We start from the raw sequence: 13,802 nt of genomic DNA, 5'->3' as shown, positions 1-13,802 counted from the left end.
GCAGTGATCGAGCTCACCATCCAGGACGACGTCGCGCACGTCACGCTGAACGCGCCGGAGCGGCTCAACGCGCTCGGGCCCGACGACCTCCGGGCGCTCGACGCCGCCTACGCCGAGGCTGAGGCGGCCGGGGTGCGCGCGCTGGTGCTGCGCGGCGAGGGGCGCTCGTTCTGCGCCGGCCGCGATATCGCGGGCGTCGACCCGGCGACGGACGACGTGACCGGTTACCTCGACGGGCTGGTGACGCCGCTGCTGCGCCGGATGAGCGCGTTCCCCGCGCCGACCTTCGCGGCGGCGCGCGGCGCGGCCCTCGGTGTCGGCCTGGGCCTCCTGGTCGCGACGGACGTCGTGTACGTCGCCGAGAACGCGAAGATCGGCTCGCCGTTCGCCGCCCTGGGCGCAGCACTCGACTCGGGAGGCCACTGGCTGCTGGTGTCGCGCCTCGGCCCGCACCGCGCGCTCGACCTGATCTACTCCGGGACGCTGATCTCCGGCGCTGAGGCCGTGGCGGGCGGGCTGTTCAGCCGCGCGCTGCCCGCCGACGAGGTGGAGGCCGCCGCGACGGAGGCCGCGACCGCTGCCTCCCGCGGCGCGACCCAGGCGTACCTGGCGAGCAAGCGCATCGTCGCGGGCCTGCGCGACGGCGACCTCGACCTCTGGTCGTCCGTCGCCGCCGAGACGGAGGCGCAGAGCACCCTGCGCGACACGCAGGACTACCACGAGGGCTTCGCCGCCTTCCAGCAGAAGCGCCCGCCGACCTTCCACGGCCACTGACAAGCACGCGAGTACGCAGAGAATCTACGTACTCGACGGTTTTCAGCGGATTTTGTGCGTACTCGGCGGGTGCGCGGGCGGGCGTTACGGGATGTGACGAGGAGGGTGCGGGGCGCGAAGAACGCATGCATTGTTGAGCGCATGACCCGGCAGATCCGATTCAACGCCTTCGACATGAACTGCGTCGCCCACCAGTCCTCCGGCATGTGGCGTCACCCCGACGACCAGGCCTGGCGGTACAAGGACCTCACCTACTGGACCGAGCTCGCGAAGCTGCTCGAGCGCGGCACCTTCGACGGGATCTTCATCGCCGACGTCCTCGGCACCTACGATGTCTACGGCGGCAGCAACGAGGCCGCGATCCGGCACGGCGCGCAGGTGCCGGTCAACGACCCGCTCCTCCTGGTCTCCGCGATGGCGCTGGTGACCGAGAACCTCGGCTTCGGCGTCACCGCCGGCACCGCCTACGAGCACCCCTACCCGTTCGCGCGCCGGATGTCGACGCTCGACCACCTGACCAACGGCCGGGTCGGCTGGAACGTCGTCACCGGCTACCTGCCGTCGGCCGCGCGCAACATGGGCCACGACGACCAGCTCCAGCACGACGACCGCTACGACCACGCCGACGAGTACCTGGAGGTGCTCTACAAGCTGTGGGAGGGCTCCTGGGAGGACGACGCCGTCATCCGCGACCGCGAGTCCGGCGTCTTCACCGACCCGGCGAAGGTGCACGAGATCGGCCACAAGGGCAAGCACTTCACCGTCCCCGGCATCCACCTGTCCGAGCCGAGCCCGCAGCGCACGCCGGTGATCTACCAGGCCGGCGCGTCCAAGCGCGGCATCTCGTTCGCGGCCGAGAACGCCGAGGCGATCTTCGTCGCGGCCTCCACCAAGGAAGGCCTCAAGGAGACCGTCAGCAAGCTCCGCGACGCGCTGGAGGCCGCTGGCCGCGACCGCTACTCGGCACGCATCTACACGCTGCTCACGATCGTCACCGACGAGACCGACGAGAAGGCGCAGGCCAAGTTCGAGGACTTCCTGCAGTACACGAACGACGAGGGCGCGCTGGTCTTCATGTCGGGATGGATGGGCGTCGACCTGTCGCAGTACGACCTGGACGAGCCGATCGGCAACGTCAAGAGCAACGCCATCCAGTCGGCGGTCGCGAACTTCCAGCGGCCGAACGCGGACGGCGGCGAGTGGACGGTCCGCGACATCGGCCGCAACGGCGTCATCGGCGGCCTCGGCCCGTTCATCGTGGGCGGCGCGGTCAGCATCGCCGACCAGCTCCAGGAGTGGGTCGAGGAGACCGACGTGGACGGGTTCAACCTGGCCTACGCGATCACGCCCGGCACGTTCGAGGACATCGTGGAGTTCGTCATCCCCGAGCTGCGCAAGCGCGGCGCGTACCCGGAGGCCTACGCCGAGGGCTCGCTGCGCAACAAGCTGCACGGCGCGGGCGACCGGCTCCCGGAGAACCACCGCGGCGCGACGTACCGGATCGGCGCGAAGGCCGCCTCGGCCTGACGCACTCGCAGCCGCGGGGTAGACGGCATGGTCTGTCTCCCCGCAGCCGTGCGCGCGCCGCACAATGCCTCCACGGCGGGCATGGGCTTCGAAGATGTCCGCCTACGCGGCGCCCGGCGTGCGGGTAACACGCCCGGCGCCGCGGCCGCGCGTCCGGGTCGCCGCAGGCCTCAGTGCGCCACCCCGGCCGCGTCGCTCAGCAGCCGGTCGACCGCCGCGCGCGGGATGGGGATCCAGCTCGGCCGGTGCCGCGCCTCGTAGGTGATCTCGTAGACGGCCTTGTCGAGCTCGAAGGCCGCCAGCAGCACGGCGAACTCGTCCAGGACGTCCCCGGCCACGCTCGCGTAGCCCTCCAGGTACCCCTTCCTGGCGTCCGCCGCCCACCGGGTGGCGTCGATCGGGTCCTCGCGCCGGGCGAGCGAGCCCGCGACGTAGTCGAAGGAGCGAAGCATCCCGGCCACGTCGCGCATGGTCGCGTCGGGCAGCGCGCGCTCGGCGAGCGGCCGCAGCGGCTCGCCCTCGAAGTCGATGAACTGCCAGCCGCGGTCGGGCGAGAACAGCACCTGACCCAGGTGCAGGTCGCCGTGGATGCGCTGCAACACCGGCAGCGGAGCCGTCGCGGCCGCCTCGTAGACCGACGCGATCTCCGCCCGCAGCGTCTCGACCTCCGGGACCTCCGTGGTCGTGATCGTGAGCCGCTGGAACATCCCGTCGAGGGCGACGCGCACGTCGTCGGTCTCGGCGCGCTTGGTCGGCAGCACGCCCGCGAGCAGGCGGTGCAGCTCGGCCGTGCCCGCGCCGAGGGCGAAGGCGCGCTCGGTGAAGTCCTCGCCCGCCTCGGCCGCGCTGACCGCCAGCTCCCAGCCGTCCTCCGCGCCGGGGACGAAGTCCTGCATCAGCGCCAGCTCCCCCGCGGCCGCACTGCCGTCGGGCGCGGGCCACGAACCGGTCAGCCAGCCGAGCAGCGCGGGCGTGCGCGCCGAGCCGCCCGCGGTCAGCGCGGCGAGTGTGGAGATGTCCGGGTTCTCGCCGTCCTGCACCACGCGGAAGACCTTCACGAGCGCGAGCCGGTCGCCCAGCTCGGCGACGATGGAGGTGTTGGACTGCTCCGCCGACAGCCGCCGGGACGACAGCACGGGGATGCGCTCGCCGAGCGTGTGACCGCCCGCGCGGGCGTGCTCGCCGTCCGCCGCCCCGGCCCCGGTCATCAGCGCCGCGAGCGCCGCCACGTACGCCTCCTCGACCGGACCGTCGTAGAGGTAGCGGCCGCCGGCCTCCCCCACGTACCCGGCGGGGTCGCCGTCCCTGCGCATGCGCGCGACCAGCGGCACCTGGTACACGCGGGGCGTGCGGGGCGCGTCGTCGCAGAAGAAGTGCGTCACGATCCGGGATCCGTCGTCCGCGCTCTCAGGCGCGCGCTCCAGTTCGAAGGAGCCCAGGAGCCGCAGCCTCGGTTCGAACGCTTTGGTCGAGTACCAGCGCTGGCGGCGCATCCACGAGCCCACCAGCTCCGTCAGTTCCGTCATGCCTGAACCGTACGCCCCTCAGCGGGTTCCGACGATGACCCCCCTGGCCGCGAGGAAGGGGTACGGGTCGATTTGCACGCCGTTCACCCGGACTTCCAGATGCAGGTGGCATCCCGTGGAGGCTCCGGTCGAGCCGACCTGCGCGATCGGCTGCCCGACCGCGACGTGCTCGCCGACCGTCACGCCGATCCCGCCGTCCCGGATGTGCCCGTAGGCGGTCTCGACGCCGCCGCCGTGGTCGATCAGGATGAAGTTCCCGTACGACCCGTTCGGGCCCGCGGCGAGGATGGTTCCCGCCGCGGCGGCGACGATGGTCGTGCCGCAGCCCGCGCCGATGTCATCGCCCGGGTGGAAGGGCGCCGTCCCGGCCGGGCGCGACGGCCGCGGGCCGAACGGGTCGGTCATCGGGCCGTGCACGGGGAGCGTCCACCCGGTCGCGATGGCGGACGGGTCGACGGTGAGCGCCTGCCAGCCCGTCCCGGCGGTGAGCACGGTGGGGAGCTGTGCGAGCGCGGCGGAGGCCGAGTCGACCTGCGCCTGCGCGTCCGTGACCGCCTGCCGGCTGGCGTCGACGTCGATGCCGGCGAGCGCGTCGGCCGCGTGCTTCGCCTGGCCGCTCAGGCTGGTCGCGGCCTTGGCGTCCGCCGAGGCGTCGCGCAGCGCGGTCACACGGTCGCCGGAGAGGGTGCGCAGCCGGTCGACGGCCCCGAGCTTCGAGAGGAGGTCGCCGTTCGTCCCGAGCACCGCCGCGAGCGGGTCCGACCCGAGGCCCTTCCAGCCGGAGGCGCGGATCAGCGCCGTCGCGAAAGCGGCGGAGGCGGCGGCCTTCTTCTTCGCGGCCTTCGCCTGCGCGGCGAGCGCGTCGGACGCGGCCTGCGCCTGGGCCTGCTCGCGCTGCACGCCGAGGTTGGCGTCGGTGGCGTCGGCGAGCGTCTGCTGGGCGGTCGCCAGGTCGCTGGCGAGCTGGGCCGCCTGCTCGACCTGGGCGGTGTCGGACTGCACGGTGCCGCCGAGGTCGGGCGGGACGAGCAGCGGGATGTCGTCGACCGGGGCGGGGGTGGTGGGCGCTGGGGTCGGGGTGGGTGTCGGGCTGGGCGTCGGCGTGGGTGTCGGCGTCGGGGTGGGCGTCGGGGTGGGGGTGGGCGTGGGTGTAGGCGTCGGGGTCGGACTGGGCGTCGGCGTGGATGTCGGAGTCGGGGTGGGCGTCGGCGTCGGGGTGGGCGTCGGTTTCGGCGTCGGGGTGGGTGTCGGCGTCGGCGAGGGTGTCGGCGCGGGTGAATCGTCCGGATCGGGCGTCGGCGTCGAGGTGGTGCAGTCCGGGCCCTGGCACTCGTCGGCCGAGGCCGGCAACGGCGCGAGCACGAGGCCGGTCGCCAGGAGCAGCGCCGCCGCGTGGGCCAGCACCCTCAGGACCGATCGGCCGTCCGCTGGCAGGCCTCCCTGCGCGACGCCGCGCAGCCCGGCAGGACCACCGGGAAACGGCAGCGGACCCGCGGCACGGAGGGCCGGATCGCGGCGGACGCGCCCTCCATCGCCGCGGCGCGGAGGTTCGCGTCGTGTCAGCAGTCTGAAGCGCGTCAACGCATCCCGCATGATCACGCGGGCCCCCGACGGGCGTCGGGCCGGCCCGTCCTCCGATCCTGTCACCGCGCCGGGCCGGAGGACAATCCCTCGTCAGGGGGTCGGATGCGTCTCACAGCCTCGGCACGCTAGCGTGAAGCCTTGTGACCGACAGCACCGAGACCATGCGACCCCGTCGAGCCACCCGCAAGTCCGGCTGGAAGGTCCTCCTCCGCGACGTCGTGGTGATCTTCGTGATCGCGGTCCTGGTCTCGTTCCTGATCAAGACGTTCGTGGCCCGCTCGTTCTACATCCCCTCGGGGTCGATGGAGAACACCCTCCAGATCAACGACCGGATCATCGTCAACGAGCTGCAGCCGTCGGTCTTCCCGCTCTCCCGCGGCGATGTCGTGGTGTTCAAGGATCCGGGCGGCTGGCTGCCCGCCGCGGCGCCGCAGACCGGCAACCCCATCCAGCAGGGCGTCGGAGCCGTGCTCGACTTCGTGGGCCTCGGCGCGTCGGACAGCGACCAGCACCTCGTGAAGCGCCTGATCGGCCTCCCGGGCGACCACATCACCTGCTGCAACGCGCTCGGTCAGATGAGCGTTAACGGGGTGCCGCTCAAGGAGCCGTACGTGTTGCTGCCGGCCGGGCAGCAGGCGGTGTCGGCCAAGCCGTTCGACGTGACCGTGCCGGCCGGCAAGGTCTGGGTCATGGGTGACAACCGCTACAACTCGGCGGACTCCCGGTACCACATGGACGACCCGACCAAGGGGTTCGTGCCGCTCAGCGATGTCGTCGGCCGCGCGTTCGTGGTGAGCTGGCCGGTGAGCCATTGGACCTGGCTGAGCAACTACCCCGAGACGTTCTCGGGCACCGAGGTCAAGGGCAAGTAGCGCGTTACGCCTGCTCCGCGCGTCCCAGCCGCCAATACCCCATGAACGCCACGCGCCCGCGGTCGATCCCGTGCCCGCGCACCAGGAGTCTGCGGAGCGTCTTCACGACGCCCGACTCCCCCGCGATCCAGGCGTAGAAGCCGCCGGCGGCCTCCGCCGGGCTGTCCCACAGGATGTCCGCGTCCACGTCGACGTCCTCCAGGCGCTGGGTGCGTCCCGCCGCGGCCGCCGCGACCACGTCCGGATGCCCGGCCAGCCACCCGGTCACGGCCGGGAGGAGGGCGCAGCCATGCTCGCCGCCGTCCCGCGTCACCCACGTGACCTCGACGTTCCGGCCGACTCGGAGCGGCAGGGCATCGGCGCCGGTCGGGACCTCGATGAACGCGTGCGCCCTGCGCGTCGGCGGCAGCGCCTCCAGGATCGAGGCGATCGCCGGGGCCGCGGTCTCGTCGCCCGCGAGCAGCAGCTCGGTGGCCTCCCCCGGCCGCCAGTCGATGCCGACCCCGGAGTGCGGGCTGAGCGCGTCCGGTCCGATCACCACGAGCTCGTCCCCCGGCGCCGCGGAGGCCAGCCAGCGGGCGGCCGGGCCGCCGTCGCCGTGCACGACGAAGTCCACGTCGACGCGGCGCTCGCGCGGGTCGACGTCGCGCACCGTGTAGGTGCGGAACGGGTTGCGGAGGCGCTCGGGCAGCGCGCGCCAGTGGCCGTACCAGTCGCCCGCGTCGAGCGGGCTGAAGCTGCCGTCCGGGAGGGGGAAGACCAGCTTGATCCGCTGGTCCAGCCGCTCGGTGCCGAACGTCTCGAAGTCGTCGCAGGAGAGGCTCACGCGCGCGAAGCCCGGGCTCAGCCTCCGGATCGCCAGCACCTGCGCGCGATACGGCCGGTACGCCGGACGATCGGTCAGCGGCGGGGCGAGCACGGGCACAGCGGTTCCCTTCGGGCCGGGGAGCGGGGCGGGATGGTGAGTAAGGTAAGGCTACACTAACCAGCCCCAACGCCCGCTGGAGGCCGGACGCTGGACGCCCCCGCCGCCCGCACAGTATCGTCGGGCCGTGACGACCGCGCACCACCACCCGCTGCTCGGGAGGGACGCGCGCCTGATCATCCTGATCACCGGCGTGCTCGCGGGCGCCGCCGTCGGCTTCCTGCACATCATCGACTACGAGCTGGGCAGCGACACCAAGCGCGAGTTGCTCAGCCCGCAACTCTTCCTCTACGGCCCGGCCGCCGCGGGCGTGGGGTTCGTCAGCGCGGCCGTGCACTACGCCTGGTTCGCCCGCGCCCGGCCGGGCGGCATCCACTGGTGGCGGCACGTCTGCGCCACGGCGAGCGCGTTCGCGGTCGCGTACGTCGGGTACGTCCTGCTCTGGCTGACCACGCCGGCGACCTATCTCGGCTGGTTCAGCGAGCCGCTGGGTGCCGCCGCTGTGGCGGGGATCGTGGAGTACGTCGTCTACCGGCTCATCATCGGGCGACGGAATGTCGAGCGACGGCCGCTCCGTTCGACGTCCGAGTGAACCGACAACCGATTCCGAAAGGACCCACCCCGATGAAGTACATGATGTTCGTGATCACCGACTCCCAGCCGGACACCGAGACCGACGAGTCCGACGTCGACCTCTGGGTGGACCCGCTCGACGCCAGCGGCAAGCGGATCATCGGGGAGGTGCTCCAGCCGCAGTCCGAGTCGCGGGTCGTCCGCGTGCGCGACGGCAAGCGCTACGTCACCGACGGGCCGTTCACCGAGACGAAGGAGGTCATCTGCGGCTTCGACATCCTGGAGGTCGACGACCTCGACGAGGCAATCGAGATCGCCTCCCGGCACCCGATGGCGCGCAATGGCCAGCTGGAACTGCGGCCCTTCATGGTCTGGGAGTGAGCGGGCCTCCCCCTAGACTCGGCGCATGGCCGTCGTCCCCCTGCTGATCCTCGTCTTCTTCGTCGTCGCGCTGGTCGACATCATCCTGCGCGACAGCAGTCAGGTGAAGCACCTGCCGAAGGTGGCCTGGATCTTCATCGTGATCCTGCTCCCGCTGATCGGCGGCGTGCTGTGGTTCGCGGTCGGGCGGGAGTACAGCGGAGCCGGGTACCGCCGCCCGCGGGGGACATACGTCGTCCGCGAGCAGGCGGCCCCGGCGGCCCGCCCGCTGTCGACGGAGGAGCAGCTCGCCGCCCTCGAACGGGAGATCGAGGACGACCGCATCCGGCAGCTGGAGGCCGAGCTCCGCGCCCGCCGCGACGGCGAGCTCGACCCCGACCCCTCCTGACGCCGAAGCGTCAGAAGTCGGTGTGGCCGAGGCGCGGCTCGGAGACGAAGGCGGCGGTCGCGTCGGCGGCGGACTCCAGCTCCAGGATCACGAGCTCGTTGCGCCCGGCGCGGGTGACCGGCGCGGGGACGTGCAGCGTCTCCTGGGGGCCGCGGGTCCAGTAGCGGCCGAGGTTGAAGCCGTTGATCCAGGCGACGCCCTTGCCCCACCCGGTGGTGTCGAGGAACAGCGTCCCCTGCTCCTCCAGGTCGAAGGTGGCGCGCGCGAACACCGGCCCGGCGAGCCGCTCCGGTTCGCGCTCCACCGCGGCGCCCTCGGCGTCGAGCTCGGCGCGCACGGCGTCCAGCGACGGCAGGCGCAGCGGGAGGACGCTCCAGCGCCGCAGTCCCTCGCCGTTCAGCCGGACCGGCCCGATCAGGCCCTTGGGCTCGCCGATCCGGGGGCCGTAGTCGACGCGGCCCTGGTCCTCCACGAGCACGGTCAGCGTGCCGCGGCTCGGTGAGAGGGTGATCGCGCTGTCGTGGTGGTCGCGGGCGAGCACGCCGACGCGGGTGGAGCCGACGAAGACGTAGGCGCGGTCGCGCACCTCGCCGAACTCCAGCACCGCGGGCTCGGTGGTGTCGATCTCGGTGCGGTAGAGCCCGAATCCCGCATAGTGGCCGAGCGCGTCGAAGGTCGGGAGGTCGTCCGTGTGCTGCCAGTCGCCCAGCTTCGGCGCGACCGCGAACAGCGGAACCGCGTCGAGGAACGGCACGCGGAACGCGGGCGCGGCGGCGGCCACGACGGGCTCCTCGGCCGGGACCGGCGCGTGCTTGGCGATCACCTCGCGGAACGCCCAGAACTTCTCGGTGGGCTCGCCCGCCTCGTCCAGCGGGGCGTCGTAGTCGTAGCTGGTGACGATCGGCTGATAGACGCCCTTGTCGTTGGCACCGTTCGTGAAGCCGAAGTTCGTGCCGCCGTGGAACATGTAGATGTTGACCGAGGCGCCGAGCGCGAGCAGCTCGTCCAGGTCGGCGGCGGACTGCTCGACGGAGGTCGTGTGGTGGTGCGCGCCCCAGTGGTCGAACCAGCCGTCCCAGAACTCGGAGCACATCAACGGCCCGGTCGGCTGGTGCTCACGCAGCGTGGCGAGCCGTTCGCGCGAGCGGGAGCCGAAGGAGGCCGTCTTGAGCAGGCCGGGAAGCGAGCCGTTCTCGAGCATCGCCGGCTCCGGCTGGTCGACGGTCGTCAGCGGGACGGTGATGCCGGCGCCCTCGAAGACCTCGACCAGGTGCCGGAGGTAGTCCTTGTCGTCGCCGTAGGCGCCGTACTCGTTCTCGACCTGAACGAGCAGCACCGGGCCGCCCTCGGTGACCTGCAGCGGGCGGACGATCGCGAGCACCCGCTCCAGGAACGCCGTGACCGCAGCCAGAAACACCGGCTCCGAGCGCCGGATGCCGACCTCCGGGTCGGTGAACAGCCAGGCGGGCAGTCCGCCGTTGTCCCACTCGGCGCAGATGTACGGCCCGGGCCGCACGATCGCGTGCATACCCTCCTCCTGCACCGTGCGCAGGAAGCGCTCCAGGTCGAGCGCGCCCTCCGCGGTCCATTCGCCCGGCCGCGGCTCGTGGGCGTTCCACGGCACGTACGTCTCGACGGTGTTCAGGCCCATCAGCCGCGCCTTGCGGATGCGGTCGGCCCAGTCGTCGGGGTGGACGCGGAAGTAGTGGATCGCCCCCGACAGGATGCGGTGGGGACGGCCGTCGAGGAGGAAGTCGTCCCCGGCGATCTCGAACGTGCTCATGTGCTCTCTCCTCCCCCGGGCGCCCGCCAGCTGCAGCGGACGCCCGAGGGCCGGTGGATGGTTGTTACTTGCCGCTGACCGTGAAGCCCTGCTGGTTGCCGTAGCTCACCAGCGCCTTCTGCCAGGCCTGCAGGCCGGGGTTCAGGCTGGAGTTCGAGGTGTACGACTGGCCGACGGTGTCGCCGTAGATGCTGTTCGCGTAGACCTGGAAGGGCAGGTACTGCCAGCCGGTGGAGACGTTCTTCGCGCCGTCCACGAGCACCTCGTTGATCTTCTGGCCGCCGAAGTACTCCGGGGCCCGGGCGAGGAAGTCGGACGAGTTCAGGTCTTTGGTCGTGGACGGGAAGCCGCCGGACTGCAGGAACACCTTGATCGACGCCGGGTCGTTGTTCAGCCACTTGAGGAAGCCCGCGGCGAGCGCCTGGTTCTTCGACTGCTTGAGCACGACCTGCGCGCCGCCGCCGTTCTCCGCGTTCGTCGGGGTGCCGTCGTAGGTCGGGATGGGCGCGACGCGCCACTGGCCGGAGCCGTCCTTCACCGACGATTCCAGCACGCCGGGCATCCAGGCGCCGGTGACCAGCGTCGCGATCGAGCCGTTGCCGAGCGCCTTGAACCAGTCGTCGCTCCAGCCGGGGACGGTGGAGAGCAGCTTGCCCTGCACCAGCTTGTCCCAGGTGCCGGTCCACTTCTTCGTGCCGTCGTCCTGCAGGTTGATCGACACCTTGGTGCCGTCCACCTGGAACGGCCGGCCGCCGGCCTGCCAGATCATCGAGGTGGCGAAGCCGGAGTCGCCCGAGTCGCTGGTGATGTACTTGGTCGGGTCGGCCGCGTGCAGCTTCTGCGCGTCGGCGACGTACTCGTCCCACGTCTTCGGGACGGTCAGGCCGTACTTGTCGAAGACCGTCTTGTTGTAGAACATCGCCATGGGGCCGCTGTCCTGGGGGAGGCCGACGAGCTTGCCGCCGACGTTGACCGAGCCCCACGGGCCGGGCGTGTAGTCGCTCTTGAGCGAGTCGAAGCCGTACTGCTTCAGGTCGACGAGCGAGTCGGAGAGCGCGAACTGCGGGATGGCGTAGTACTCGACCTGCGCGACGTCGGGCGCGCCTGAGCCGGCCTTGATGGCGTTCTGCAGCTTGGTGTACTCGGTGGTGTTGGTGCCGGCGTTGACGAGCTTGACCTTCACCTTCGGGTAGGCCTTCTCGAACGCGGCGACCTGGGCCTCCGCCGACGGGGTCCACGACCAGTACGTGATCGTGCCGCCCTGCTTGAGGGCCGCGTCGACGTCGGAGGCGCTGCCGCCGCCGGTGGAGCCGGAGCCCGACGAGCAGGCGGCCAGCGAGGCGCCGATGACGGCGCTCGCGACGACGGCTGTCGCGAGCCGACGCAGGTTCCGTGAACGCAGGATGCGCTTCATGGTGGTGTTCCTTTCACTTCCTTGTGGGTGGGAGGGACGTGCTGTGTTCACTGCTTGACGCTTCCGGCGGCCAGACCCGACTGCCAGTAGCGCTGGAGCACCAGGAACGCGGCCACGATCGGGATGATCGTGACGAGCGATCCGGTGATCACGAGGTTGAAGATCGGCTGGGCGCCGACCCCGGTCGCCTGTGCGCTCCACTGGCTGAGGCCGACCGTGAGGGGGTACCAGGTCGGGTCGCTGAGCATGATGAGCGGCAGGAAGTAGTTGTTCCAGGTGGCGACGATCGCGAACAGCGCGACGGTCACGACGCCGGGGGCGAGGAGGCGGAGCGAGATGGTGAAGAAGGTGCGGAACTCGCCCGCGCCGTCCATCCGGGCGGCCTCCAGCAGCTCGGTCGGGATGGCCTCGCTTGCGTAGGTCCAGATCAGGTAGAAGCCGAACGGGCTGATCAGCGACGGCAGGATGACCGCCCACGGGGTGTTCGTGAGCCCCACCTGGCTGAACATCAGGAAGGTCGGGACGGCCAGCGCCGTGCCCGGCACTGCGATCGCGCCGAGCACGATCGCGAACACCAGCCGCTTCCCGGGGAAGTTGAACTTCGCCATCCCGTAGCCCGCGACCGTGGCGAGCAGCGTCGCCCCGCCCGCGCCGACCACGACGTAGAGGAGGGTGTTGCCGAGCCACTGCAGGAAGATCCCGTCGCGGTACGTGAACAGCTGCGCGAGGTTCTGGAAGAGGTCGAAGTCCCTGCCGAACCAGAGCCCGAACGACGAGTACAGGTCGGGCTGGCTCTTCGTCGCGTTGACGATCAGCCAGACCAGCGGCACGAACGAGTAGAGCGTGAAGACGATCATCACGATGGTGAGCACGGTCGACCTGCGGGTGCGGCGGCCGGAGGTCGGCGCTGCCGCGCGGGCGGCGCGGTTGGAGCGCGCGGCGGCGCGCGAGGGCGCCTTGCGCCGGGTGTCGGTGACGGTCGCCATCAGCGGACCTCCTTGCGCGAGCCCCGGAGCTGGACGACGTAGGCGATCACCGCGGTGATGACGCCCATCACGATCGCGACCGTCGCCGCGTAGTTGAACTGCTGACCGGCGAACGACAGGTTGTAGGCGTACATGTTGGGCGTGAAGTAGCTGCTGATCGCGTTGGGCGCGAGCTGCTTGAGCAGGTTCGGCTCGTTGAAGAGCTGGAAGCTGCCGATGATCGAGAAGATGGTCGCGATGACGATCGCGCCGCGGAGCGCGGGCAGTTTGATGCTGAACACCGTGCGGAACGCGCCGGCGCCGTCGATCTCGGCCGCCTCGTACAGCTCGCCCGGGATGACGCGCAGCGCCGCGTAGAAGATGAGCATGTTGTAGCCCATGAACTCCCAGGTCACGATGTTGCCGATCGAACCGAGGATCCACTGCCCGGCGAGCGGAGCCAGCTGCGTGCCGAGCAGGTGGTTGACGCTCGCGGTCAGGCCGAACTGGTCGCCGTAGATGAAGCCCCAGATCAGCGCGGCCACCACGCCCGGGACGGCGTACGGCAGGAAGAGCGCGATGCGGAAGAACCCGGCGCCGTACAGCCGGGCCGAGTCGAGTGCGAGGGCCGCGACGAGCGAGAGGGCGAGCATGATCGGCACCTGGATGACCAGGAAGAGCGCGACCCGGCCGAAGGACTCCCAGAACTTCGCGTCCTGCACCAGCCCGAGGTAGTTGTCGAGCCCGACGAACGCGTTGCCGCCGATGAGCTGCTGGCGGAACAGGCTGAGGTAGAGCGCGTAGACCACCGGCGCGACGATCATCAGAGCGAAAACGACCAGGAACGGGGCCACGAAGGCCCAGCCGCGCCAGTCGCGTCGCGGACGGTGCAGGCGCCGCTGCGGGGATGCCGGCGTGGCCGTCGGCGTGAGGGACGTCGTTGTCATGGCCTTCCTCGGTGAATCGGTGCTCGCCGTGGCGTGCAGTGGTGTCCTGCGGTGTCTCGGCGGATGTTTACGTCAACATCTGGTTGCATACCCTAGCATGTTGACGTCAACATGGTGCAAGTCCCGTTTCCGCCTCCGGGCTG

At 71.1% G+C, this 13,802-nt stretch carries 13 protein-coding genes; 6 read left to right on the top strand and 7 right to left on the bottom strand.

Annotated elements, in window-relative coordinates; all coding sequences use genetic code 11:
- Nucleotides 1–3 precede the first annotated feature (3 nt).
- Nucleotides 4–774: an enoyl-CoA hydratase-related protein gene (locus ABCS02_RS03665; RefSeq protein ID WP_345834243.1), complete on the top strand. Its 771-nt coding sequence runs from the start codon at nucleotides 4–6 to the stop codon at nucleotides 772–774.
- 141 nt (nucleotides 775–915) lie between these two features.
- On the top strand, nucleotides 916–2,301 hold the full coding sequence (locus ABCS02_RS03660; RefSeq protein ID WP_345834242.1) for an LLM class flavin-dependent oxidoreductase: 1,386 nt from the start codon (nucleotides 916–918) through the stop codon (nucleotides 2,299–2,301).
- Between the two features lie 170 nt (nucleotides 2,302–2,471).
- Here ABCS02_RS03660 and ABCS02_RS03655 read toward each other — a convergent pair whose 3' ends face one another.
- Nucleotides 2,472–3,827, bottom strand: coding sequence for a phosphotransferase (locus ABCS02_RS03655; RefSeq protein ID WP_345834240.1), 1,356 nt, complete (start codon nucleotides 3,825–3,827; stop codon nucleotides 2,472–2,474).
- A gap of 18 nt (nucleotides 3,828–3,845) precedes the next feature.
- Entirely contained in the window at nucleotides 3,846–5,231 is a 1,386-nt protein-coding gene (locus ABCS02_RS03650; RefSeq protein WP_345834239.1) for a M23 family metallopeptidase, read from the bottom strand.
- A gap of 320 nt (nucleotides 5,232–5,551) precedes the next feature.
- On the opposite strand from ABCS02_RS03650, the gene lepB reads away from it, so the two are divergent.
- Nucleotides 5,552–6,283, top strand: coding sequence for a signal peptidase I (gene lepB, locus ABCS02_RS03645; RefSeq protein WP_345834238.1), 732 nt, complete (start codon nucleotides 5,552–5,554; stop codon nucleotides 6,281–6,283).
- Between the two features lie 4 nt (nucleotides 6,284–6,287).
- Here lepB and ABCS02_RS03640 read toward each other — a convergent pair whose 3' ends face one another.
- Complete coding sequence (locus ABCS02_RS03640) at nucleotides 6,288–7,208, bottom strand: siderophore-interacting protein (protein WP_345834237.1); 921 nt, start codon at nucleotides 7,206–7,208, stop codon at nucleotides 6,288–6,290.
- 127 nt (nucleotides 7,209–7,335) lie between these two features.
- Here ABCS02_RS03640 and ABCS02_RS03635 point away from each other — a divergent pair, with 127 nt between their 5' ends.
- Genes ABCS02_RS03635 through ABCS02_RS03625 form a run of 3 tightly spaced genes read left to right on the top strand, consistent with a single transcriptional unit; the run spans nucleotide 7,336 to nucleotide 8,550 of the window.
- Nucleotides 7,336–7,800 carry a hypothetical protein gene (locus ABCS02_RS03635; RefSeq protein ID WP_345834236.1) on the top strand — a complete coding sequence of 155 codons (465 nt, stop codon included), beginning with the start codon at nucleotides 7,336–7,338 and terminating at the stop codon, nucleotides 7,798–7,800.
- A gap of 32 nt (nucleotides 7,801–7,832) precedes the next feature.
- Entirely contained in the window at nucleotides 7,833–8,162 is a 330-nt protein-coding gene (locus ABCS02_RS03630) for a YciI family protein (protein WP_345834235.1), read from the top strand.
- A 25-nt stretch (nucleotides 8,163–8,187) separates the two neighbouring features.
- Nucleotides 8,188–8,550, top strand: coding sequence for a PLD nuclease N-terminal domain-containing protein (locus tag ABCS02_RS03625; protein ID WP_345834234.1), 363 nt, complete (start codon nucleotides 8,188–8,190; stop codon nucleotides 8,548–8,550).
- 10 nt (nucleotides 8,551–8,560) lie between these two features.
- On the opposite strand, the gene ABCS02_RS03620 is transcribed toward ABCS02_RS03625, so the two are convergent.
- The 4 genes from ABCS02_RS03620 to ABCS02_RS03605 form a co-directional block, all read right to left on the bottom strand.
- Nucleotides 8,561–10,333 (bottom strand): beta-galactosidase family protein, encoded by a 1,773-nt coding sequence (locus tag ABCS02_RS03620; RefSeq protein WP_345834233.1) that lies wholly within the window; start codon nucleotides 10,331–10,333, stop codon nucleotides 8,561–8,563.
- A 64-nt stretch (nucleotides 10,334–10,397) separates the two neighbouring features.
- On the bottom strand, nucleotides 10,398–11,747 hold the full coding sequence (locus tag ABCS02_RS03615; protein ID WP_345834232.1) for a sugar ABC transporter substrate-binding protein: 1,350 nt from the start codon (nucleotides 11,745–11,747) through the stop codon (nucleotides 10,398–10,400).
- Nucleotides 11,748–11,794: 47 nt separating this feature from the next.
- On the bottom strand, nucleotides 11,795–12,733 hold the full coding sequence (locus ABCS02_RS03610) for a carbohydrate ABC transporter permease (RefSeq protein ID WP_345834231.1): 939 nt from the start codon (nucleotides 12,731–12,733) through the stop codon (nucleotides 11,795–11,797).
- Entirely contained in the window at nucleotides 12,733–13,659 is a 927-nt protein-coding gene (locus tag ABCS02_RS03605; RefSeq protein ID WP_345834230.1) for a sugar ABC transporter permease, read from the bottom strand. Before ABCS02_RS03605 ends, ABCS02_RS03610 begins: the two co-directional genes overlap by 1 nt.
- Nucleotides 13,660–13,802: the final 143 nt, after the last annotated feature.

It is taken from the genome of Microbacterium sp. X-17, assembly GCF_039615055.1.
The sequence above is the reverse complement of the archived record's forward strand: the minus strand, read 5'-3'. Positions and strand labels throughout refer to the sequence as shown.

What these genes read in the sequence shown, in the direction of transcription:
- ABCS02_RS03660 (WP_345834242.1), top strand. Translation starts at nt 916, where the DNA reads ATGACCCGGCAGATCCGATTCAACGCCTTCGACATGAACTGCGTCGCC.
- ABCS02_RS03655 (WP_345834240.1), bottom strand. Translation starts at nt 3,827, where the DNA reads ATGACGGAACTGACGGAGCTGGTGGGCTCGTGGATGCGCCGCCAGCGC.
- ABCS02_RS03630 (WP_345834235.1), top strand. Translation starts at nt 7,833, where the DNA reads ATGAAGTACATGATGTTCGTGATCACCGACTCCCAGCCGGACACCGAG.
- ABCS02_RS03625 (WP_345834234.1), top strand. Translation starts at nt 8,188, where the DNA reads ATGGCCGTCGTCCCCCTGCTGATCCTCGTCTTCTTCGTCGTCGCGCTG.
- ABCS02_RS03620 (WP_345834233.1), bottom strand. Translation starts at nt 10,333, where the DNA reads ATGAGCACGTTCGAGATCGCCGGGGACGACTTCCTCCTCGACGGCCGT.
- ABCS02_RS03615 (WP_345834232.1), bottom strand. Translation starts at nt 11,747, where the DNA reads ATGAAGCGCATCCTGCGTTCACGGAACCTGCGTCGGCTCGCGACAGCC.
- ABCS02_RS03610 (WP_345834231.1), bottom strand. Translation starts at nt 12,733, where the DNA reads ATGGCGACCGTCACCGACACCCGGCGCAAGGCGCCCTCGCGCGCCGCC.
- ABCS02_RS03605 (WP_345834230.1), bottom strand. Translation starts at nt 13,659, where the DNA reads ATGACAACGACGTCCCTCACGCCGACGGCCACGCCGGCATCCCCGCAG.